Raw genomic sequence first — 20,380 nt, 5'->3', positions numbered from 1 at the left:
GAATTTCCCATGAAGAAAAACCATATCTCACCAAAACAGCACTGGACGTGGCCTTTCCCCGTGACCCACAGCCAGGCGGTAACATGCGGCGATCTCGTCTGGATCAGTGGGCAAATGGACCTTGATGCCAAAGGCCGCGTTCGCAACGCCGGGAACCTTGCGAAGCAGGTTTCGGGGGCTGCCGCCAATCTCTCGGATGTTGCCTCCACCGCGGGTTCGAGCCTGAGCGATGTTGTGAAATTGCTCTGCATCTATGTGAATGACGGCAGCGTGGACGAACAGGCCCTCCTCGCTGACGTGGGCAAGGCATTGCCGGAAGGCGTCCGTCCGGCTGTCACGGCGGTGCCGGTGTCCTATCTCCCCTTTCCCGGCGCACTGGTGTCTCTCGATTCCTACGCTATGAATGGCTCGCTCATCCGTACACGGATCGACCCCGTGCAGGTATCTCCGCTTCCCAAGACCTTCACCACCGGGCTGCGCTGCGGCAAGATGATTTTTATCAGCGGCCAGAGCCCTGTCACGCCGGATGGCAAGCTTCTTCATGCTGATGACATTCTCGCCCAGACGCGGCAGGTGATGACCCAGGTTGGCGCGGCGTTGGCGGAATTTGGCGCGGATTTCGCGGACGTCGTGAAGATCAACCGCTGGTATGTAGGCAAGGGCAAGACCGAGGACTTCGAGCCCGCCGCACTCGAATGCGCCAAGAACTTCAGCGAACCCGGCCCCGCCGCCACGGGTATTCCCGTGCCGCTCCACGCGCGGGACGGGCAACTCATCAAGATCGAGGTGGTGGCCATGCTCGGCGAAGATGGCGCGCATCTCCCGCGCCGCCACGTCTGGCCTGATAGCCTGTGGGATTGGACCATCAACATCCCTTATTATCACGGCCTGAAATGCCACGACATGATCTTCCTGGGCGGCCAGGTGTCGCTCGACACTCAGGGCCACGCCGTCAACCCCCACAACATGCGGGCGCAGACGGCGCAGGCCATGGTGCATATCGGCTCGATCCTTGCCGAACTTGGCGCCGGCTATGATGACATCTGCAAGCTCACCACAATGTATGCTGGCCCACCCGGCGCGGATGCGCTGGCGGAGAACATGCAGCTCCGCTCGGCGTTCTTCGAAGACCCGGGACCGGCGAGCACGGATATTTCATTCCCCGTTCTCGCCTATCCCGGCATGATCATCGAGATCGACGCCTTTGCGATGGCCGAGCCGGATTAACCTGCTTTTGACTCCATGAAGCGTATGCGGTTGTTGAAGGGGTCGGTGACTTCCGTCACAAGCATCTCCTCCTGTTCTTCCAGCCCCGGCTTCATGTAGCGGTAGTTTTTGGCGATGAGTTCGGCCTGAAAGGCGCGGATGCCTTTCATATAAACGCACATATTGCCGCCGGGTGTCGCGTCTCCCGCATGTTCGGAAAGATGCAGCTTCAACTCTCCGCGTGATACTTGCGTGTAGAGCGGGAAATTGTCGCCATAGCGGTGTTCCCAATCCACCTTGAAGCCGAGGAAGCCGAGATAGAATTCATGCGCCTTCGCCACGTCGAAGATGCGCACGATCGGCACCACGCGCTCGAATGCGATGGATGGCCGTTCATCGCCGCCGATCTTGGCGGAAAGCACATTCCAGCTCGGTAATCCGAATTGCCGGGCGACGATTTCCAGCGCCTCGCTGTGGGTGATGAACGATCCGTTTGCGGCCAGCGCCTCTTTCAGCGCCTTCGCCATGGCCTTGGCATCGCGGTAGTCACGCATATCCGTTTCTCCTGTCCGGCGAAGCCGATCGTCAGCGCCCGCATTGCCAACGCCTTCGCCTGACGGTTGAAACGGTCAGCAAAGAACAGTGTGAGGCGTTCGCCATGCCCCTTCTCAAGGGCGCGGGCTGCAGGCCGCCTCCGGCCTCAAGGCAGATTAGACGCGAGCGGCTGAAAACTTCAAGACCTCGCGGTTTTCGATGCTTCCTGCACGAAGGCGCGGATCTCGGTGAGGAAGATGTCGCCAAAGCGTTCCAGCTTCGCTTCGCCCACCCCATGCACCTCGCCGAAGTCCCATTTGGTGAGCGGCACCCGGGCGGCCATATCGATCAGCGATTTGTCGCTGAACACCACATAGGGTGGCACCTTCGCGGTGCGCGAAATCTTCATGCGCAGCGCCTTCAGCCGTTGCAGCAGCGCATCGCTGCGCGGGTCAGCCATGGCGGCGGGCTTTCTCCGTGTACGGACGGATGCGGGCGCATCCACGGGCACGGATGTTCCAAGGCAGATGTCACAATTGCCGCAAGGCTGCGCTGTTTCGCCGAAGTAAGACAGCAGCGCCTGCCGCCGGCAATCCAGCGTCTGGGCATAGTCAACCAGCGCGTTGAGCCGCTTCACCTCCCGTCGGCGGCGCTCTTCCCCAGCCTCCTCCTGGTCGATAAATTTGCGCCGCATCACAATGTCCTGCTTGCCGAATACCATATGCGCTTCCGCCGGCTCGCCATCGCGGCCAGCGCGGCCGATCTCCTGATAATAGGCGTCAAGCGACGATGGCAGGTCGGCATGGAAAACAAAGCGCACGTCCGGCTTGTCGATGCCCATGCCGAAGGCGATGGTGGCGCAGACGATCACGCCTTTCTCGGCCATGAAAATGTTCTGGGTGTCGGCCCTGCTCTCGGCGGAAAGCCCGGCGTGGTAGGCCAAGGCCCGGTAGCCATTCTCCTGCAGTTTTTCGGCCAGCTTTTCAGTGGAGTTGCGTGAGAGCGCATAGACGATGCCGCTCTCGCCTTCATGTTCCTCCAGAAACCGGAGAAGCTGCTTGCCCGTGTTGGCTTTCGTCTCGACGGTCAGCCTGATGTTCGGGCGGTCGAAGCCTGAGACAAACACCCGAGCTTTACCGTCCGTGAGCTTCCGCACGATGTCGCGGCGGGTGGTTTCATCCGCCGTGGCGGTGAACGCGCCGATGGGCACACCTGGAAATGAAGGCCTCAACCCGCTCAGCATGTCATATTCCGGGCGGAAAGAGGCGCCCCATTGCGACATGCAATGCGCCTCATCGACGGCGATCAGCCGCACATCGCAGGCCTGCAAGGCCGCCAGCATGCGGTCGGTCATCAGCCTCTCCGGCGATAGATAGAGGAGCCGGGTTTCGCCGCGTGCCACCCTCCGCCACACATCCACATTCTCCTCGCGCGTTTGCGCTGAGTTGATCGTCTCGGCCGGAACCCCCGCCAGTTTCAGGGCCGATACCTGATCCTGCATCAGCGCCACGAGGGGCGAAACCACGATTGCCAAGCCGCCCCGCACCAGCGCCGGAACCTGATAGCAGAGCGATTTCCCGGCCCCCGTTGGCATCACCGCCAGAACATCCTCGCCCTGAACCAGCGCATCGACGATCTCCTCCTGCCCGGGGCGGAAGGTTTCATAGCCGAAGGTGGAGCGGAGGATGCTTTGTGCGCTCATGATTGGCTGCTCATAGACTGATTCACGCATCAGCCATGCAAGGGTGATTTTGCTGTTGATTTCTTCGTGCTGCTGACACCTGCTGACCCCATATGAGCGCAACATGGCAGCAATCCTTGCCCATGTTCACCTTTTGGTCTAGCAACATCCCATGGCCGAACACAAAAAGACTCTCTCCATTCAGGGTGCGCGCGAGCACAATCTGAAGAACGTCTCGCTCGATCTGCCGCGCGACAAATTGATCGTGTTCACCGGGCTATCCGGTTCCGGCAAATCCTCGCTCGCCTTTGATACGATCTATGCCGAGGGCCAGCGCCGCTATGTGGAATCGCTTTCGGCCTATGCCCGGCAATTCCTCGAGATGATGCAGAAGCCGGACGTCGACCAGATTGACGGCCTCTCGCCTGCCATTTCCATCGAGCAGAAGACGACCAGCCGCAATCCGCGCTCCACCGTCGGCACCGTCACCGAAATCTATGACTACATGCGCCTGCTCTATGCGCGCGTTGGCGTGGCCTATTCCCCTGCCACCGGGCTTCCCATCGAAAGCCAGACGGTGACGCAGATGGTGGACCGCACGCTGGCGCTGGCGGAGGGCACACGCCTTTATCTGCTCGCTCCCATCGTGCGCGGCCGCAAGGGCGAATATAAAAAGGAACTGGCGGATCTCCAAAAAAAAGGCTTCCAGCGCGTCAAGGTGGATGGCCAGTTTTACGAGATCGACGCCGTGCCCGCCCTCGACAAGAAGTTCAAGCACGACATTGACGTGGTGGTGGACCGCATCGTGGTGCGCCCGGACCTGGCCACCCGCCTCGCCGACAGTTTCGAGACGGCGCTGAGGCTGGCGGATGGTTTGGCCGTGGCCGAATTTGCCGACAAGCCTCTGCCGCCATCACAGACGGCTGAGGACAGCGCCAACAAATCGAAGAACGAAACGCACGAGCGTATCCTGTTCTCCGAGCGTTTCGCTTGCCCCGTTTCGGGCTTCACCATTGACGAGATCGAGCCCCGGCTCTTCTCCTTCAACAATCCCTTCGGCGCCTGCCCCAAATGCGACGGGCTTGGCACCGAACTCCGTTTCGAACCGGACCTTGTGGTGCCCGATGACACGCTGTCGCTGCGTGACGGCGCAATCCTGCCATGGGCCAAGACCGGCAATACCTCGCCCTATTATGCGCAGACGCTGGAGGCGCTGGCCAAGCACTACAAGTTCTCGATGAACGCGGCCTGGAAGGATTTGCCGAAGAAGGCGCGTGAGGCGGTGCTCTATGGCACCGGCGATGAAGAGGTTTCGATCACCTATGATGATGGCATCCGCTCCTACAAGACGAAAAAGCCCTTTGAAGGCGTGATCGGCAATATCGAACGGCGCTGGAAGGAAACCGATTCCCAATGGATGCGGGAGGAACTGTCGCGCTTCCAGTCCGATCACCCCTGCGAAGCCTGCCACGGCTATCGCCTCAAACCGCAGGCGCTGGCGGTGAAGATCGATCATAAGCACATCGGTGAAGTTTCGTCCCTGTCGATCCGTGAGGCCAATATCTGGTTCGACGCGTTGCTGGCGAAGCTCAAGCCCAAGGACCAGGAAATCGCCGCCCGTATCCTGAAGGAGATCCGCGAACGTCTGAAGTTTCTCGTCGATGTGGGGCTGGACTATCTCAACCTGTCGCGCACATCCGGCACGCTGTCGGGCGGCGAAAGCCAGCGCATCCGCCTTGCGTCGCAGATCGGTTCAGGGCTTACGGGCGTTCTCTACGTGCTGGATGAGCCGTCGATCGGCCTGCACCAGCGGGATAATGCCAGGCTTCTGGAAACGCTCGTGCATCTCCGCGATCTCGGCAACACGGTGATCGTGGTGGAGCATGACGAGGATGCGATCCGCTTGGCCGACTATGTCGTGGACATTGGTCCGGGGGCCGGAATTCACGGTGGGCAGATCATCGCGCAGGGAACGCCTGCCGAAATCATGGCCAATCCCAATTCACTGACCGGCAAATATCTGACCGGGCTTGAACAGGTGCCGTTGCCGCAGTTCCGGCGCAAATGGGAAAAGGGCCGGTCCATCCGCGTGAAAGGTGCGCGCGCCAACAATCTCAAGAATGTTTCGGCGGAGATTCCGCTGGGCGTTTTCACTTGTGTCACCGGCGTGTCCGGTGGCGGCAAATCCACCCTGCTGATCGACACGGTCTATCGTGCCGCCGCCCGCAAGCTGATGAACACCCGTGAGGCGCCCGCCGAGCACGACCGGATCGAGGGGCTGGAGCTACTCGACAAGATCATCGACATTGACCAGAGCCCCATCGGCCGTACGCCGCGCTCAAACCCCGCCACCTATACCGGGGCTTTCACGCCCATCCGCGACTGGTTTGCAGGCCTCCCCGAGGCGAAGGCACGCGGATATGAGCCGGGACGCTTCTCCTTCAACGTGAAGGGCGGGCGCTGTGAGACATGCCAGGGCGATGGCGTCATCAAGATCGAGATGCACTTCCTGCCCGATGTCTATGTCACCTGCGATGAATGCCACGGCAAGCGCTATAACCGCGAGACGCTGGAGATCAAGTTCAAGGACAAGTCCATTGCCGATGTTCTCGACATGACGGTGGCGGAGGCGGCGGAGTTTTTCCGCGCCGTGCCCTCTGTGCGCGACAAGATGGAAACGCTGGAGCGCGTGGGCCTCGGCTATATCCACGTCGGGCAGCAGGCCACCACGCTGTCAGGCGGTGAGGCGCAGCGCGTGAAGCTGGCCAAGGAACTGTCGCGCCGCGCGACGGGACGAACGCTTTATCTTCTGGATGAACCGACCACTGGCCTGCACTTCCACGACGTGAAAAAGCTTCTCGAAGTGCTGCATGAGCTGGTGGACCAGGGCAACACGGTTGTGGTGATCGAGCATAATCTGGAAGTCATCAGAACGGCTGATTGGATCATCGATCTTGGCCCCGAAGGCGGCGATGGAGGCGGTGAGATTGTGGTCTCCGGCACGCCGGAAGAGGTCGCGCGAGAGAAGCGGAGTTACACCGGCCAATTCCTGAAACCCGTGCTGTTGCGGGGAAAGAAAGAAGCGGCAGAATGAGTTGTTCCGTTCCAAAACGGAATCACAGCATTTCAAAACTTCTGAATTCTTTCTGTTTGCACTGCAATAGGGTTATTATAGTTTCCGGCTCATTACTAAACCACGAAACAAGGAACCCCTAATGAGCGCCCCTGCCGTCATCCCCGCCACCTGGTCCGGCCCCCTCATGTCACTTCTTCGCATCATGACCGGCCTTCTCTTCATTGCCCATGGCACCGCCAAGTTTTTCGGCTGGCCGGCGGTTGAAATGTTCAAAGGCGGCGTGCCGCTGATGTCGCTGATGGGCCTTGCTGGCGTTCTCGAAATCGTTGGCGGTCTGTTGATCGCCGTCGGGCTTTTCACGCGCATCGCTGCTTTTGTGCTGGCGGGCTTCATGGCTGTCGCCTATTTCATGGCGCACGCGCCCAACTCGTTTTACCCCATCCAGAACGGCGGCGAACTTGCCATCATGTTCTGCTTCGTTTTTCTCTATTTCTCTGCGGCTGGTGCTGGCCCCTGGAGCCTTGACGCCAAACGCACCTGAGGCCTTTCGCCAATTCCTCTGTGATGGCCGGGCACGTCCCGGCCATTTTTCATTTCAGGATCAGGTGGCCCAAACATCCTTCCGGCCAGCAATCAGCAAATCGAACTGATGGGCGAGCAAAACGCCGAGCCGGGTGCGGCCAATTCCAACATCGTGCACGCGCTGCAGAAACATCACGTCGAAATTGTTATTGCCTTCAAGAACCATTGGCCCCTCAGGAGTAAGAGCAATGTCCCAGCCGATAGCAGCGCGATGCCGGATAGCCCGATGCGCGCGGAGGGCAATGTCCCGCACTGCAGGCCATTCCTTCACAATACGGCCGGCCACCTGTGCTCCGGTGATGGGTTGAACGTCATATCGAAGTGTCGAGGTTGCCATATTGTCGCCCGTGAAAAGGCCGAGCCGGCCCGTCTCCAGTTCAATGGGCGCTGCATATTCCTCATCAAGCGCATTGGCCCAGTCCGGCTCCAGCTTGGCCAGCACGCGAAGCATCGCCATGGTTGCCTCAGGATCGCCATGCGCGTTGAGACAGGTTACAACCCGGAAAGTGATCAGAGAATCCTTTGCCAAATCGGCAATATCGGAATGATTGCGCAGCCATGGCTGAACAATCATCAGCTTGCCTTCCAACTCCCTCGTGATCTCGGCGATCATGTCCGAAAAATCATGCGAACTCTCCGGCTTCGTCAACGTAGCAATCCGGCGACCTATAGCGGAACATTTGCGTGCCAATGGCCCCCATGCCTCTTTCCCTCTTGCAGAAAAGATTTCTCCGCAATTCATCGGGGGGCGCTAACAGGTTCGCCTTGCCATTCTCGACTGTCATCAAAATCCGCGGATGCGGGATGTCATGCTCTGTGCACACATCATCGAACATTTTCTTGTGCCCGAGCTCTGTTTGATCGAACGGCTGGGGGCGCATTTTGTTGATTGCTCCGAAAAGCCCATTCTTGGTTTCAAAGCGGGTCAGATATTCATCCGCATGGGCGCGCCGTTCCGGCGTATAGAATTCGAGTTGGTAATAGCTCGGCGGATCGATGCGCTGGCGGTACCACAGCGAAAACATATCGCGCGCCTGCCTGATGTACGATACGCCCGCCATGGAGCGCACGCGCGGGCCTGCCTTGGTCAGCAGCCAGCCTATCACCACAGCGATAGCCACGTCCTGCAGGATAGGATAATAAGCCAGCGCGATAGGCGGATAAGCATGCCGCGTGAGAAGGCCAAACCGTTCGCTGTCATAACGCGCACGCGCGCCAATCTCCGTTTCGGCAAAGGCTTTAACGGAAGCCGCATTGCCACGGCCCGAAACGGCGACGGCAACCACGAAAAACTCGATGCACAGGAGCTGCGCCATTTGAAGCGCAAAGGCATAATCGTAGCCCTGAGGCGGCGACCGGCGAAAATGATGCTCGATTATCTCTGCCACGATCGCGACAATCTGAAACGCCACCGCCGCCAGCAAAGCCCGTCTCAACCACACATAGTCACGTGGGAGCCTTGCCAGGATGATAACACCCGCCGCAAGGATGATCGCCAGCGTTGCATTGCCCAGATATTCAAGGTGACGGGTCGTTTTCGTGTCGATGGCGCTGAAGAAGATGTCCATCGTCCAATCTTCGCACTGCAGAATGGCGATCGACAGGATGGCGCCGCCTGCCAAAAGCCAATAGCGAAACATCCGGCTATCCCGGCTGCACTGTGCGATGCGGAAACTCGTCGCAACCATCCCGCCGATGATGGCAACCCACATCGCGCCTTCAATCGGCGAGAGCTCGGTGCCGAAATATTGCGGCAGCAAAATCTGCACCGTCAGGCTCAAGGCCGCGTAAGCTGCGGCCGCCAGCATGAGCGCATAGACGTTGGCTTTTGAGTTAATCGAAAGGGAGGATGAATATCGAGACATGGCAACCTCACAGGTTGTCCAGGAATACGCCTCCACATGCCGCAAGTCCTCTTACAAGGGCTTCACGGTCGTGGCGAAATAGTGGCTGCTATTGCCGTTCCCGGCGGAGCTTGGACCAGTATTCCAGGCGTTTTTTGACCTCCCGCTCGAAGCCGCGTTCCACGGGGCGGTAATATTCCTCCCGTGTCATGCCATCGGGAAAATAGTTCTGCCCGGAAAACGCGTCCGGCTCGTCATGGTCGTAGCGATAGCCTGAGCCATATTCCTGCTGCTTCATCAGCTTCGTCGGCGCATTGAGGATGATCTTCGGCGGCGCCAGGGAGCCCGTGTCTTTCGCCCGCTGCATCGCTTGTTTGAAACCCACGTAGAGCGCGTTCGATTTCGGGGCGGTGGCGATATAGACGACGGCTTGCGCCAGCGCCAGTTCACCCTCTGGCGACCCAAGAAAATCAAAAACGTCTTTCGCCGCCAGCGCTTGCTGCACGGCTTGCGGATCGGCGAGCCCCACATCCTCAACCGCCATGCGCACGATGCGCCGCGCGAGAAACAGCGGGTCCTCGCCCGCCACCAGCATGCGCGCGAGGTAATAGAGCGCCGCGTCGGGATCGGAGCCACGCACCGATTTGTGGAGGGCCGAAATAAGATTGTAGTGCCCATCAGCCGCCTTGTCATAGAGCGGCATGCGCTTCTGCACGGTCTGTGCAAGCGTTTCCGGCGTAAGCGCAGGCGCGCCATCCGGTACGGCGGCAAACACTTCTTCGACCAGATTGAGGAAATACCGCCCATCGCCGTCCGCCATCTGGATCAAAGCGGAGCGCGCGGCTTCATCGGCGGGAAAGACGCGCCGCTCAAACATTTCGGCACGGCGGATCAGGGCCATCATCGCGTCGGCATCAAGCCGGTTCAGCACCAGCACCTGGGCGCGGGAGAGAAGCGCGCCGTTCAACTCGAATGAAGGATTCTCCGTTGTCGCGCCAACGAGGATGATCGTGCCATCCTCCACAAAGGGCAGGAAAGAATCCTGCTGTGATTTGTTGAAGCGGTGGATTTCGTCCACGAACAGCAGCGTGCCCCGCCCCTGCTCGCGCCGGATGCGGGCCTGTTCAAACGCCTTCTTGAGATCGGCGACCCCGGAAAAAATGGCCGAGATCTGCTCGAAGGCGAGCCCTGTTTCACCCGCCAGGAGGCGCGCGATGGTGGTTTTTCCCGTGCCCGGCGGCCCCCACAGGATGATCGAAGGGATTCGCCCTGACGCCAGCATGCGCGTCAAAACGCCATCGGGCCCCACAAGATGGTCTTGCCCTACCACATCCGAGAGCTTTGCCGGGCGCAACCGGTCGGCCAGGGGACGCGGCGCATCCTTGCCCAGTCCGGCTGCCTCGAAGAGTGTAGACATCAGCCGCCGACAGCGAGTTTCAGCACGCGGCCGCCGCGGTTGATGGCGATCTGCCAGAGTCCGTCGGTTTGATCCAGCACTTCTCCCAGCGTTTTCACATCTGTGATCTTCGTGCCGTTCACCTCCAGCACCACATCGCCCTTGCGGAAGAAGCGCTGCGCGGGGCCATCCTTGATCGCCATGATGCCAACGCCGGTCGACTCGGCCGGCAGATCAAGCTCATCCGCAACTGCAGGAGAGAGATTGGCAAGAACAGCACCAGTGAAAGGACTCTTGCCTGCGAACAGCGTCACGTCACGCGGCACCGTCTCGGGCGCCGCCATCATGATGGCGCTGGTTTCGATGCTTTTGCCACCACGCTGATATTCGACGATGACCTTGGAACCGATCGCCGACGTTGCGGCGCGATAGCCAAGCTCGCGCGAGTTCTCGATGGGTTTTCCTTCCAGCGCCAGCACCACGTCACCGCGCTTGAGCCCAGCCTTGGCGAGCGGGCTATCGGGATGAAGGCTAACGATCAGCGTGCCTTCCGGCCGCGCCAGCCCCACACTGTCAGCGATGTCCTGCGTCACGTCCTGCAATTCCACGCCGAGCCAAGGGCGCTTGACCGCCGTGCCGTTCTCGGCTGATTGCACGACAGTGCGCACCATGTTGGCCGGAATGGCAAAGCCAATGCCGATGGAGCCGCCGGTCTTGGAAAAGATGGCCGTGTTGATGCCGATGAGCTGTCCCGCCATGTTCACCAGCGCGCCGCCGGAATTGCCGGGATTGATGGCGGCGTCGGTCTGGATGAAGAACTGATAGTCGGTGATGCCCACCTGCGTGCGGGCCAGCGCCGACACGATGCCGCTGGTCACCGTTTGCCCCACGCCGAAGGGATTGCCGATGGCGAGCACGAGATCACCCACCTCCAGCGCATCGCTGTCGCCCAGCTTGAGCGCGGGCAATTTCTCGTCAGGCACATTGATCTTCAGCACCGCAAGATCGGTGCGCTCGTCGGTGAGCAGGAGTTTCGCTTCGAATTCCCGCTTGTCGGCCAGCACCACGCGGATGTCGGTGCCGCCCTGAACAACGTGATTGTTGGTGACGATCAAACCGGAAGCATCGACGATTACACCTGATCCGAGCGAGTTTTGAACACGCTCGCGCGGCCGCCCGAAGCTGCCGTCATCGCCAAAGAAGCGGCGGAAAAACGGATCAGCCATCACGCCCTGGTCATCGTCGGCGACCACCTTGCTGGAGGCATAGACGTTCACGACCGCCGGGGCCGTGGTCTTCACCACCGGCGCGAAAGACAGCACCATCTCGCTCTTGCTGGCCGGAACTGACGTATCGGCCAAAACGGGCGTGGCGATCATGAAGCCTGCCGCGATGACGGCGATCACTGTGCGCATGGAATATCCCTGTTTCAAAAGAAGCTTTATCTGCGATCAAGCTTTGTCGACAAAATGACCGCGGTTTCTGTCCTGGTGATGCCGGGAATCACGCCCAGCTTGTCGATGAGCGTGTCCATATCTTCAGCAGAAGCGGTTTTTACCGTCGCCACGAGGTCAAATTTTCCGCTCACCGTGTGAAGCGTCTCGAATTGCGGAAAGCGCGCGAGCAGCCGCGCCACCTCGACCTGCCGCCTTGGCTCGACCGATATCGTGACAAGCGCACGGATACCGCCCTTGTCCACTTCCTCGGCCAGGCGCACGGCGTAACCGGTGATGACACCCTGATCCTCCAGCCGCCGGAGCCTGTCCTGCACAGTCGTTCGTGAAAGACCAAGCTTGCGCGCCAGGGATGCCACGGGTTCGCGCGCATCCACGCGCAGCAGCGCGATCAGTTCTTCGTCCTTGGAGGTTAAGTGAAGCATCCGGCGTTTCGGGGCAAGAATTGGCGTTTCGACGACTCGTCCGTCATATTTCAGCACATCGCCGTATGTTATCCAACTCATGCGCCCGTTACATCCCGTCACCTCTGCCATGCCGCCCTGGAGGATTCGATGACCGTTGCTGCCCTGAAAATCCAGCGCCCCGATGCCCCGGCCTATGCCGACGCGCCGAGCGTGGCGCGCAATCTTCTCCCCGAGGAGCCGCTCTTCTGCTTCAGTGCCGGTCAGCTTCGTGACCGGCTGGCGACGTTCAAAAAAGGCTTTCCCGGCGAAGTCTCCTATGCGGTCAAATGCAATGATTCGGAGCCGGTGCTGCGGACGCTCGCTGCCGCCGGTGTGAAGCATTGGGACGTAGCTTCGGTCCATGAAATGGCCGCCGTGCGCCGGGTCTCGCCTGACGCGGTGTTTCACTATCACAACCCTGTCAAGTCGCGGCGGGAGATTGCCGACGCCTATGGCATCTACGGCTGCCGGCGTTTCGCCGTGGATTGCCGCGAAGAGCTGGCGAAGGTCGCTGACGTCACCGGCTCTGACCCCGCTGTCGAAATCGCGGTGCGCCTCGTTCTGCCGCGCGAACGCACATCATCCGCCCATGACTTTTCCACCAAATTCGGCGCGCCAGAACATATCTGCGTCGAGCTTCTGAAAGATGCGGCGGCGCGCGGTTTCAAGGTGCTGCTCACCTTCCATCCCGGCTCGCAAAGCCGGGAGCCGCAAACCTATTCACGCCATATCGAAGCTGCGGCTCGCATTGCAAAGCTGGCGGGCATCCGCATCGGCAAACTCAATGTCGGCGGCGGCTTTCCCGCCAACTATCCCAACAGCAAGGCTCCGGCGCTCTCCTCATTCTTCAAGACAATTGCCACCGCCACCACAAAGGCGTTCGGCGCGGGAAATGAGCCAAAGCTCGAATGCGAACCGGGCCGCGGGCTTGTAGCCAATTGCATGTCGCTTCTCACACGCATCAAGCTGGTCAGCACGGATGGCGATGACATCTTCATCAATGACGGCATCTATGGCGGGCTGATGGAATATATGCAGGCCCCGGAACTGCAACCGCCTTACCGCGTGATCCGCGACGGCGCCGTTCTCACCGGTGAAACCAAGGCGTGGAAAACCTTTGGTCCCACCTGCGATCCGCTGGACGTGCTGCCGCACCGGCTTGATCTGCCAGCTACCATCATGGAAGGCGATTTCATCGAGTTCGGCACGCTGGGCGCCTACGGCCTCGCCACCCGCACCCGCTTCAACGGCTACGGCACGCATGAAATCGTTGATGTTGAAAAAGTGTTGAACGCTTAAGCGTCGGCGATCACCGCGCCAGCGCCTGCTTCAGATCGCCGATCAGGTCGTCCACTTCCTCAAGGCCGACTGACAATCGCACCATGCCATCCGTAATGCCCATCATGGCGCGGGCTTCGGCGCCGATGTTCCGGTGCGTGGTGGAGGCAGGATGCGTCATCAGCGATTTGGCATCGCCGAGATTGTTGGAGATGTCGATGATGCCGAGATAGCGGAGAAGGTCGAAGGCCTTCTTCTTTCCGCCTTCCACTTCGAAGGTGACCATGGTGCCGCCCAGCCGCATCTGCTTGCGGGCCAATGCTGCCTGCGGATGGCTGTCGAGATGCGGATAGATCACCCGCGACACACCCCGGAGGCCCGACAGGACTTCGGCGATTTTCGACGCGGCCTGCGATTGCGCATCGACGCGGAGCTTCAGGGTTTCCATGCCCTTGAGCAGCACCCAGGCATTGAAGGGCGAGATCGAAGGCCCGGTGTGGCGCAGGAAGGGTTTCAGCAGTTCTTCCTTGAACTTCTTCGTCGAGACAATGGCGCCGCCCAGCACCCGGCCCTGCCCGTCCATATGCTTGGTGCCGGAATAGACGATCACATCCGCGCCATAGGCCAGCGGCTTCTGCAGAACCGGCGTGGCGAAGATATTATCCACCACGACATTGGCGCCAACAGCCTTGGCGATGCCGCAGACGGCCTCAAGGTCGATCACCTCAAGCGTCGGGTTGGACGGCGTTTCGAGGAACACGCATTTGGTCCTGGGCGTGATCGCCTCTTTCCAGGCTTTGAGATCGCTGCCATCCACAAGCGTGCTGGTGATTCCAAAGCGCGGCAGAATGCTGGTAATGACTTGGTAGCAGGATCCAAAAAGCGCTTTAGAAGCAATAAGATGATCGCCAGCCTTCAACTGGCACGCGAGGGACCCGAATACCGCCGCCATGCCCGAAGCCAGCGCATAACAGGCTTCCGCGCCCTCGAGCAGCGCCAGCCGTTCCTCGAACATGGTGACGGTGGGATTGCCGTAGCGGCCATAGACATAGCCGTCATCTTCGCCGGCAAAGCGGCGCTCGGCGGTTTCCGGCTCGTCGTACACAAAGCCTGAATTGAGATAGAGGGCCTCCGAGGTCTCGCCATGCGGAGAGCGTTCAAGCCCGCCGCGCACGAGCTTGGTGGCATCACCCCAGCCCTTGGGGTCTGATGGAAATTTCTTTTTCATGATCGCCTAGCTCTGCACCCAGGGAAGGCTCGCCGCCTTCCACCCGCCCAAGGTGCCGCGGTGCCCCTGGGCATCCTTGTCGCCCTCGAAGCCCTGCGCCACATTCCAGGCGTTGGTAAAGCCTGCGTCAGTCAGCGCCGAGGCGGCGGATGCCGAGCGCGCGCCGGAGCGGCAAATGCACAGGATCTCCGTATCTTTCGGCAAGCCCATCTGCTCGATTTCGGCCACGAACTGGGCATTCACCTGCATGGAAGGAAAGACCTGCCAGGACAGGCGGATCAGCCGTTCGACGGCGGGAACGCCGACAAACACCCATTCCGGCTGCGTGCGCACGTCGATGAGCACGGCGGCCGCGTTGTTCTGCAGCCGCTGATAAGCTTCCGCGGCTGAAATATCGCCCTGATGCATGGCTTGAACCCGTTCGTTATTTCGAACAGCAATAGTCGAAACGGGAACGGCCCGCAAACGGAATTGGCTGCTGGCCTTTGCGATCAGGCTTTGCTGGCCGGAAACTCCACCACCGCCGTGCCGGATACCGGATCAGTGACGCCAAGTCCGCCGCCCAGATCTTCCAGCATGTGGCGCATGCTGTCGAGGATGGGCAGCATCTGCGGCCGCGCCGCCGCCAGCGTATCCATGCTGTCCCACGCGCCTACAAAGCAATAGGCGCGGTCACCGGTTTTTACCAATCCGCCGCCCTTGAAACCCTTGAAGACCGGATTGATGCGGTGAGCGTCTTCAAACGCCTTCTCCATCCCCTGCTTCACCTTGAAACGCACGGCATTGTAAGCGGTCATCAAAACCTCCTGTTAAATGCGGCACGGCATGCGGGAAAGCTTCAATATACGCTCTTTCTCGCCGGTGGTGAACGGGTGGCCCCGCCCAGTGAGACAGTCTGGCGCTTCCGAGTGTTGAAGGCGTTATTAAAACATGGAAGGATCGCGGCCGCGATGAAGCTTGTGCAAGTGAACAGATGAATAGGCGAACACTTATTGAACTCCTTGGCTGGTCCTCTCTTTTCGCCGTCTCGATGTCCCGAGAACAGTTGGCGTTCGCTGCAACGCCCTATCCTCCCGGCCCTTATGACTGGGATTTTCCAACGGCACCCGACAGCATCACCACCCTTGAAGAATATCGAGCTTGGGCAAGTGTTCAACCGTTACCCGATCTCAAGGATCCTCCGGCGGCACTTAAAACCGCAATTTTCAAGTTTTTGAGACTTCCTGCAGATTCAGCCGTCAAGTTCACCGTGCTCGGAAGACCGCGAGTTACGGGCGTGGGTTGGCCAAAATTCTATATTTGGCTGGATATCTCGAAGAACGAGTTTGGCGATCCGATGCGTGGAGGTGCACGCGTCGCCATTTACAATGACGACTACAGCGATGTCGAACTTATGAACTTCATCGACGTCAGGAATGTTTCCGGCATCGAGTCCGAGCCTGGCTTTGCAGACGATGCAAATTTCATGTTTAAACTGTTTTACGACCATCAACACAAGAAGTAGCGGACAGCGCCCGCTGGTGAGCCGTTCGCCCTCTCCAGTGAGACAGTCTGGCGCTTCCGGCGCAGGGGGCTGACCTGTTAGAAGAATTCACCAGCCAATCCGGAGTTTCGAGATGTCCAAATCCCTGCCCGCCCAAGCCGATGTCGTGATCGTCGGCGGCGGTATCGTCGGCGCGTCGATTGCCTATCACCTGACGAAAGTGGGCATCACCAACACCGTGCTGCTGGAGCGGAAGCAGCTGACATCCGGCACGACATGGCATGCGGCGGGGCTTGTGGGGCAGCTCCGCGCCTCGCGCAATCTCACTGAACTCGCCAAATACACCACCAGCCTGTTTGAAGGGCTTGAGAAAGAAACCGGCCAAGCAACGGGTTTCAAGCAGAATGGCTCGATCTCGATCGCCCTCACGCCGGGAAGGCTCGAGGAACTGGTGCGCGGCGCATCCATGGCCAAGAATTTCGGCCTTGCGGTGGAAGTGATCTCGACCGCCGACATCAAGCAGCGCCTGCCCCACTACAATATGGAAAATGTGCTGGGCGGGGTGTTCCTGCCCAAGGACGGACAGGTGAACCCGATTGACGTGACGCAGGCGCTGGCGGCGGGTGCGCGTTCGCGTGGCGCCAAGATTTTCGAGAATACAAAGGTCACCCGCATCATCGTTGAGAACGGCGCGGCAGTTGGCGTTGAAACCACCGATGGCACGATCCGTACCGACAAGGTGGTGATCGCCTCCGGCATGTGGTCGCGCGAACTTGGCAAGTCCATCGGCGTGTCGATCCCGCTTCACGCCTGCGAGCATTTCTATATCGTCTCGGAGCCAATTGCGGATTTGCCGCGCAACATGCCCGTCGTGCGTGTGCCGGACGAATGCACCTATTACAAGGAAGACGCAGGCAAGCTGATGGTTGGGGCGTTTGAGCCCAAAGCCAAGCCATGGGGCACCTGCGGCATCGACGACGAACACGCCTTCGTGACCTTGCCGGAGGACATGGACCACTTCGAGCCGATCCTCGGTAATGCCATCAACCGCGTGCCGCTGCTGGAAACGGCGGGCATCCAGCTGTTTTTCAATGGCCCCGAGAGCTTTACGCCCGACAACCGCTATTATCTCGGCGAAGCGCCGGAGGTGAAGAACTGCTACGTGGCGACCGGCTTCAACTCGATCGGCATCCAGTCCTCGGGCGGCGCGGGTCTTGTACTGGCCGACTGGATCAAGAACGGCCATCCTTCCATGGACGTGAGCGGCATGGACATCCGCCGCATCCATCCCTTCCAGTCGGTGCGCGAATATGTGCATGACCGCGTGACCGAGAGCCTGGGGCTTCTCTATGCCATGCACTGGCCTTACCGGCAGCCGGAAACGGCACGCGGCGTGCGCCGCTCTCCGCTTTACACTTACGAGAAAGAGCTGGGCGCGGTTTTCGGCGAAGTGAACGGCTGGGAACGCCCCAACTGGTATGCGCGCGATGGCGTGAAGCCTGAATATGAATACAGCTATGGCCGCCAGAACTGGTTTCCCTGTGCCGACTATGAAGCAAAGAAGCTGATGAGCGACTGTGCTTTCTTCGACCAGGCGAGCTTCGCCAAATATTCCGTTGAAGGACGCGATGCCTGCAAGGTTCTGAACCGCATCTCCGCCGCCAACATCGACGTCGAGCCGGGCCGCATTGTCTACACGCAGTGGCTGAACGAGCGCGGCGGGATCGAGGCTGACCTGACCGTCACGCGTCTCGCAGACGAGAAGTTCCTCGTCGTGACCGGCGCGGCACCGCAGGTACGTGACATGGCCTGGCTGAAGCGCCACACGCCGGAGGGCGCCAATTGCGTGGCGACGGACATCACTTCTGGCCTTCCCATGATCGCCGTGATGGGGCCGAAGTCGCGCGCATTGCTGGAGAAGCTATCCGGTGAAGATCTCTCCAACGAGGCATTCCCCTTTGGCACCTCGAAAGAGATCGAGATCGGTTATGCCCGCCTGCGCGCCAGCCGCATCACCTATGTGGGAGAACTTGGCTGGGAGCTTTATATCCCCGCCGAATTTACCGCCCATGTGTTCGAGCGGCTGTGGGAGGCTGGCAAGGACTTCGGCCTCACCCCCGCTGGCATGCACACCATGAACAATTGCCGCGTGGAGAAAGCCTACCGCCACTGGGGCCATGACATTTCCGACGAGGATACGCCCATGGAAGCGGGCCTCGGCTTCGTGATGTCTTGGGACAAGGCGGGCGGCTTCATCGGCAAGGAGGCGCTGGAAAAGCAGCGGGCCTTGAGCGTGCAGCCCAAGCGCATGGTCTGCCTTGCGCTTAAAAATAATTCAGCCTCAGCCCCGATGATGTATCACGAGGAGCCGATCTACCGGAACGGCGTGATCGTCGGCTCCACCACCTCGGGCGCGTGGGGCCACCGCGTGAACCTGTCGCTCGGCATGGGTTATGTGAAGCATGAAGCTGGCGTCACCAAGGATTGGCTGGACAGCGGATCATGGGAGGTGGAACTGGCGTGGAAGCGCTATCCCGCGACCGTTCAGTTCGCGCCCTTCTATGATCCCAAGGGTGCCCGCATCAAGGCGTGAGCTAGCGGGTGTAGCGCCAGCCGAACCAGGCGATCGAGAAACCCGCCAGCACGCTGATGAGCGTCATCACCAGCAGGATGAAGAACGAGGACGTGCCGCAGAAGGGCACGAACAGGAATTCAATCAGCGCCACCGCAAACAGGGCGAGTGACATGCCGCGCGCCGCCCATGACGCGGTGCCCATTTTCGCCGCCTTTACGATTTCGGTGAACAGCGCCACCACGCCGGCAATCACGAACAGGTCCCCGGCCGAGAAAAAGGCTTCCGCGCCGGATGGTAGCACCCAGGAAAACATCTGCGATAACGCGTCCAGCATGCCAAACGTGAGCAGCACGAAGGCATTGTAGGCGGCGACCACCAGCGCCAGGGCCGGAAAGCTCAGAATGTAGCGCACCCATGATGTTTTGACGGCGCCGCCGTCTTGCGTGGTCATTACGATTCCCTCAGGGCTGATGTGAGAAATTTTAAAACCCGGTTGTTCTTTAATCCGAACGATAATCCCGCTATATAGCCTGCCGCGACAGAGATCACGCAAAAACGAGGAGGCCATAATGGCTCTGCAACTGGGCGACATCGTACCCGATTTCGAGGCCGATACCACCGAAGGCCACATCAAGTTTCACGATTACATCGACGGATCATGGGTGGTGTTTTTCTCACATCCCAAGGATTTCACGCCTGTTTGTACCACTGAGCTCGGTTCCGTGGCGAAGATGAAGCCGGAATTCGACAAGCGCGGCGCCAAGCTGATCGGCATTTCCGTCGAACTCGGTGGCCGACCACCAGCGCTGGAAGCAGGACATCAAGGACGTGACCGGTGCGACGGTTGCCTATCCGATGATCGGCGACACCGACCTGCATGTCGCCAAGCTCTATGGCATGATCCATCCGAACGTGTCAGGCAATGCCTCTGGCCGCACCGCCGCTGACAATGCCACCGTCCGCAATGTGCTGATCATTGGGCCGGACAAGAAGATCAAGATGATCCTCACCTATCCGATGAGCACCGGCCGCAACTTCAACGAGATCGTGCGCGTGCTCGACTCGCTGCAGCTCACCGCGACCAAATCGGTGGCGACACCCGCCGACTGGAAACAGGGCGATGACGTGATCATTCTGGGTTCGGTTTCAGACGACGCCGCCAAGGAAAAATTCCCCGGCGGCTGGAAAACGCTGAAGCCCTATCTGCGCGTCGTGCCGCAGCCGAAATAGGCCATTGCAGCTATCGCATTCCGAAAGAGCCCCGGCGTTTCCGCCGGGGTTTTGCTTTGTCAGGCGGCGCCCTTAACTTTCTTTCACTTGACCGCGTGACAGCGGCTTTATTTGATTGGTACGCGGCTACCGCAAAACGCGCTGCAAAATGCGGAGGAACACCAATCATGAAATATCTGACGGCAGTTACGCTGACGCTCGGCATTGCTGCGGCATGCGCAACGCTCCCGGCGGAAGCGCACAAAACCAAGCACGCTCCGCCGCCGAAAAAGCATGACAGCTACACGCTTGTCTGCACAGCCAAGAACAAGATGTGCGGCAACTGGAACGTGATGGGATCCCACAAGAAGTAATCCCGGCACGCCCC

General features: G+C 59.9%; 18 protein-coding genes and 1 pseudogene. 8 read left to right on the top strand and 11 right to left on the bottom strand.

Features of this window, described 5'->3' with window-relative positions; genetic code table 11:
• Window positions 1-9 precede the first annotated feature (9 nt).
• The gene (locus QM694_RS03665; protein ID WP_415005583.1) at window positions 10-1,227 is read left to right on the top strand and encodes a RidA family protein; all 1,218 of its coding nucleotides are present in this window, start codon (window positions 10-12) and stop codon (window positions 1,225-1,227) included.
• Here QM694_RS03665 and QM694_RS03660 read toward each other — a convergent pair.
• Both QM694_RS03660 and QM694_RS03655 read right to left on the bottom strand, forming a co-directional pair.
• A complete protein-coding gene (locus QM694_RS03660) occupies window positions 1,224-1,760 on the bottom strand; it encodes a glyoxalase superfamily protein (RefSeq protein ID WP_415005582.1) in 537 nt (178 codons plus the stop codon). The genes QM694_RS03665 and QM694_RS03660 overlap by 4 nt on opposite strands.
• Window positions 1,761-1,939: 179 nt before the next feature.
• Entirely contained in the window at window positions 1,940-3,442 is a 1,503-nt protein-coding gene (locus tag QM694_RS03655; protein ID WP_415005581.1) for a RecQ family ATP-dependent DNA helicase, read from the bottom strand.
• Between the two features lie 151 nt (window positions 3,443-3,593).
• On the opposite strand from QM694_RS03655, the gene uvrA reads away from it, so the two are divergent.
• Together uvrA and QM694_RS03645 are read left to right on the top strand one after the other, a co-directional pair.
• A complete protein-coding gene (uvrA, locus tag QM694_RS03650; protein ID WP_415005580.1) occupies window positions 3,594-6,515 on the top strand; it encodes an excinuclease ABC subunit UvrA in 2,922 nt (973 codons plus the stop codon).
• A gap of 121 nt (window positions 6,516-6,636) precedes the next feature.
• Window positions 6,637-7,038, top strand: a complete 402-nt coding sequence (locus QM694_RS03645) for a DoxX family protein (RefSeq protein WP_415005579.1) — start codon at window positions 6,637-6,639, stop codon at window positions 7,036-7,038.
• 60 nt (window positions 7,039-7,098) lie between these two features.
• Here the strand turns inward: QM694_RS03645 and QM694_RS03640 are convergent, their stop codons facing one another.
• From QM694_RS03640 to QM694_RS03620, 5 genes are all read right to left on the bottom strand, one after another.
• On the bottom strand, window positions 7,099-7,692 hold the full coding sequence (locus QM694_RS03640) for a sugar-transfer associated ATP-grasp domain-containing protein (RefSeq protein ID WP_415005578.1): 594 nt from the start codon (window positions 7,690-7,692) through the stop codon (window positions 7,099-7,101).
• A gap of 10 nt (window positions 7,693-7,702) precedes the next feature.
• Window positions 7,703-8,944, bottom strand: a complete 1,242-nt coding sequence (locus QM694_RS03635) for a hypothetical protein (protein ID WP_415005577.1) — start codon at window positions 8,942-8,944, stop codon at window positions 7,703-7,705.
• A gap of 88 nt (window positions 8,945-9,032) precedes the next feature.
• Window positions 9,033-10,340, bottom strand: a complete 1,308-nt coding sequence (locus QM694_RS03630) for a replication-associated recombination protein A (protein ID WP_415005576.1) — start codon at window positions 10,338-10,340, stop codon at window positions 9,033-9,035.
• Entirely contained in the window at window positions 10,340-11,734 is a 1,395-nt protein-coding gene (locus QM694_RS03625) for a DegQ family serine endoprotease (RefSeq protein ID WP_415005575.1), read from the bottom strand. Before QM694_RS03625 ends, QM694_RS03630 begins: the two co-directional genes overlap by 1 nt.
• A 26-nt stretch (window positions 11,735-11,760) precedes the next feature.
• Entirely contained in the window at window positions 11,761-12,279 is a 519-nt protein-coding gene (locus tag QM694_RS03620; protein WP_415005574.1) for an Lrp/AsnC family transcriptional regulator, read from the bottom strand.
• A gap of 48 nt (window positions 12,280-12,327) precedes the next feature.
• Between QM694_RS03620 and QM694_RS03615 the strand changes: the two genes are divergently transcribed.
• Window positions 12,328-13,518: a hypothetical protein gene (locus QM694_RS03615; protein WP_415005573.1), complete on the top strand. Its 1,191-nt coding sequence runs from the start codon at window positions 12,328-12,330 to the stop codon at window positions 13,516-13,518.
• Window positions 13,519-13,528: 10 nt separating this feature from the next.
• On the opposite strand, the gene metZ is transcribed toward QM694_RS03615, so the two are convergent.
• The 3 genes from metZ to QM694_RS03600 form a co-directional block, all read right to left on the bottom strand.
• The gene (gene metZ / locus QM694_RS03610) at window positions 13,529-14,725 is read right to left on the bottom strand and encodes an O-succinylhomoserine sulfhydrylase (RefSeq protein ID WP_415005572.1); all 1,197 of its coding nucleotides are present in this window, start codon (window positions 14,723-14,725) and stop codon (window positions 13,529-13,531) included.
• A gap of 6 nt (window positions 14,726-14,731) precedes the next feature.
• Complete coding sequence (locus QM694_RS03605) at window positions 14,732-15,133, bottom strand: rhodanese-like domain-containing protein (RefSeq protein WP_415005571.1); 402 nt, start codon at window positions 15,131-15,133, stop codon at window positions 14,732-14,734.
• Window positions 15,134-15,216: 83 nt separating this feature from the next.
• Complete coding sequence (locus tag QM694_RS03600; RefSeq protein ID WP_415005570.1) at window positions 15,217-15,522, bottom strand: DUF718 domain-containing protein; 306 nt, start codon at window positions 15,520-15,522, stop codon at window positions 15,217-15,219.
• 248 nt (window positions 15,523-15,770) lie between these two features.
• On the opposite strand from QM694_RS03600, the gene QM694_RS03595 reads away from it, so the two are divergent.
• Both QM694_RS03595 and QM694_RS03590 read left to right on the top strand, forming a co-directional pair.
• A complete protein-coding gene (locus QM694_RS03595) occupies window positions 15,771-16,229 on the top strand; it encodes a hypothetical protein (RefSeq protein ID WP_415005569.1) in 459 nt (152 codons plus the stop codon).
• A 112-nt stretch (window positions 16,230-16,341) separates the two neighbouring features.
• The gene (locus tag QM694_RS03590) at window positions 16,342-18,801 is read left to right on the top strand and encodes a GcvT family protein (protein WP_415005568.1); all 2,460 of its coding nucleotides are present in this window, start codon (window positions 16,342-16,344) and stop codon (window positions 18,799-18,801) included.
• 1 nt (window position 18,802) lies between these two features.
• Here QM694_RS03590 and QM694_RS03585 read toward each other — a convergent pair whose 3' ends face one another.
• A complete protein-coding gene (locus QM694_RS03585) occupies window positions 18,803-19,234 on the bottom strand; it encodes a hypothetical protein (RefSeq protein WP_415005567.1) in 432 nt (143 codons plus the stop codon).
• 118 nt (window positions 19,235-19,352) lie between these two features.
• Between QM694_RS03585 and QM694_RS03580 the strand changes: the two are divergent.
• Together QM694_RS03580 and QM694_RS03575 are read left to right on the top strand one after the other, a co-directional pair.
• Window positions 19,353-20,013, top strand: a pseudogene (locus QM694_RS03580) (peroxiredoxin).
• Window positions 20,014-20,180: 167 nt separating this feature from the next.
• Complete coding sequence (locus QM694_RS03575; protein WP_415005566.1) at window positions 20,181-20,366, top strand: hypothetical protein; 186 nt, start codon at window positions 20,181-20,183, stop codon at window positions 20,364-20,366.
• The last annotated feature ends 14 nt before the right edge of the window (window positions 20,367-20,380 follow it).

It is taken from the genome of Aestuariivirga sp., from assembly GCF_047602625.1.
Classification (GTDB): Bacteria; Pseudomonadota; Alphaproteobacteria; order Rhizobiales; family Aestuariivirgaceae; genus Aestuariivirga.
Note: the sequence above shows the minus strand (reverse complement) of the source record. Positions and strands in the feature narration are given on the sequence as shown.

Excerpts from the sequence above, each read along its gene's own strand:
- QM694_RS03605 (WP_415005571.1), bottom strand. The coding sequence starts at position 15,133 with ATGCATCAGGGCGATATTTCAGCCGCGGAAGCTTATCAGCGGCTGCAG.
- QM694_RS03640 (WP_415005578.1), bottom strand. The coding sequence starts at position 7,692 with ATGATCGCCGAGATCACGAGGGAGTTGGAAGGCAAGCTGATGATTGTT.
- QM694_RS03615 (WP_415005573.1), top strand. The coding sequence starts at position 12,328 with ATGACCGTTGCTGCCCTGAAAATCCAGCGCCCCGATGCCCCGGCCTAT.
- QM694_RS03635 (WP_415005577.1), bottom strand. The coding sequence starts at position 8,944 with ATGTCTCGATATTCATCCTCCCTTTCGATTAACTCAAAAGCCAACGTC.
- QM694_RS03590 (WP_415005568.1), top strand. The coding sequence starts at position 16,342 with ATGTCCAAATCCCTGCCCGCCCAAGCCGATGTCGTGATCGTCGGCGGC.
- QM694_RS03575 (WP_415005566.1), top strand. The coding sequence starts at position 20,181 with ATGAAATATCTGACGGCAGTTACGCTGACGCTCGGCATTGCTGCGGCA.
- QM694_RS03660 (WP_415005582.1), bottom strand. The coding sequence starts at position 1,760 with ATGCGTGACTACCGCGATGCCAAGGCCATGGCGAAGGCGCTGAAAGAG.
- metZ (WP_415005572.1), bottom strand. The coding sequence starts at position 14,725 with ATGAAAAAGAAATTTCCATCAGACCCCAAGGGCTGGGGTGATGCCACC.
- QM694_RS03630 (WP_415005576.1), bottom strand. The coding sequence starts at position 10,340 with ATGTCTACACTCTTCGAGGCAGCCGGACTGGGCAAGGATGCGCCGCGT.
- QM694_RS03625 (WP_415005575.1), bottom strand. The coding sequence starts at position 11,734 with ATGCGCACAGTGATCGCCGTCATCGCGGCAGGCTTCATGATCGCCACG.
- QM694_RS03655 (WP_415005581.1), bottom strand. The coding sequence starts at position 3,442 with ATGAGCGCACAAAGCATCCTCCGCTCCACCTTCGGCTATGAAACCTTC.
- QM694_RS03600 (WP_415005570.1), bottom strand. The coding sequence starts at position 15,522 with ATGACCGCTTACAATGCCGTGCGTTTCAAGGTGAAGCAGGGGATGGAG.
- QM694_RS03620 (WP_415005574.1), bottom strand. The coding sequence starts at position 12,279 with ATGAGTTGGATAACATACGGCGATGTGCTGAAATATGACGGACGAGTC.
- uvrA (WP_415005580.1), top strand. The coding sequence starts at position 3,594 with ATGGCCGAACACAAAAAGACTCTCTCCATTCAGGGTGCGCGCGAGCAC.
- QM694_RS03585 (WP_415005567.1), bottom strand. The coding sequence starts at position 19,234 with ATGACCACGCAAGACGGCGGCGCCGTCAAAACATCATGGGTGCGCTAC.
- QM694_RS03665 (WP_415005583.1), top strand. The coding sequence starts at position 10 with ATGAAGAAAAACCATATCTCACCAAAACAGCACTGGACGTGGCCTTTC.
- QM694_RS03645 (WP_415005579.1), top strand. The coding sequence starts at position 6,637 with ATGAGCGCCCCTGCCGTCATCCCCGCCACCTGGTCCGGCCCCCTCATG.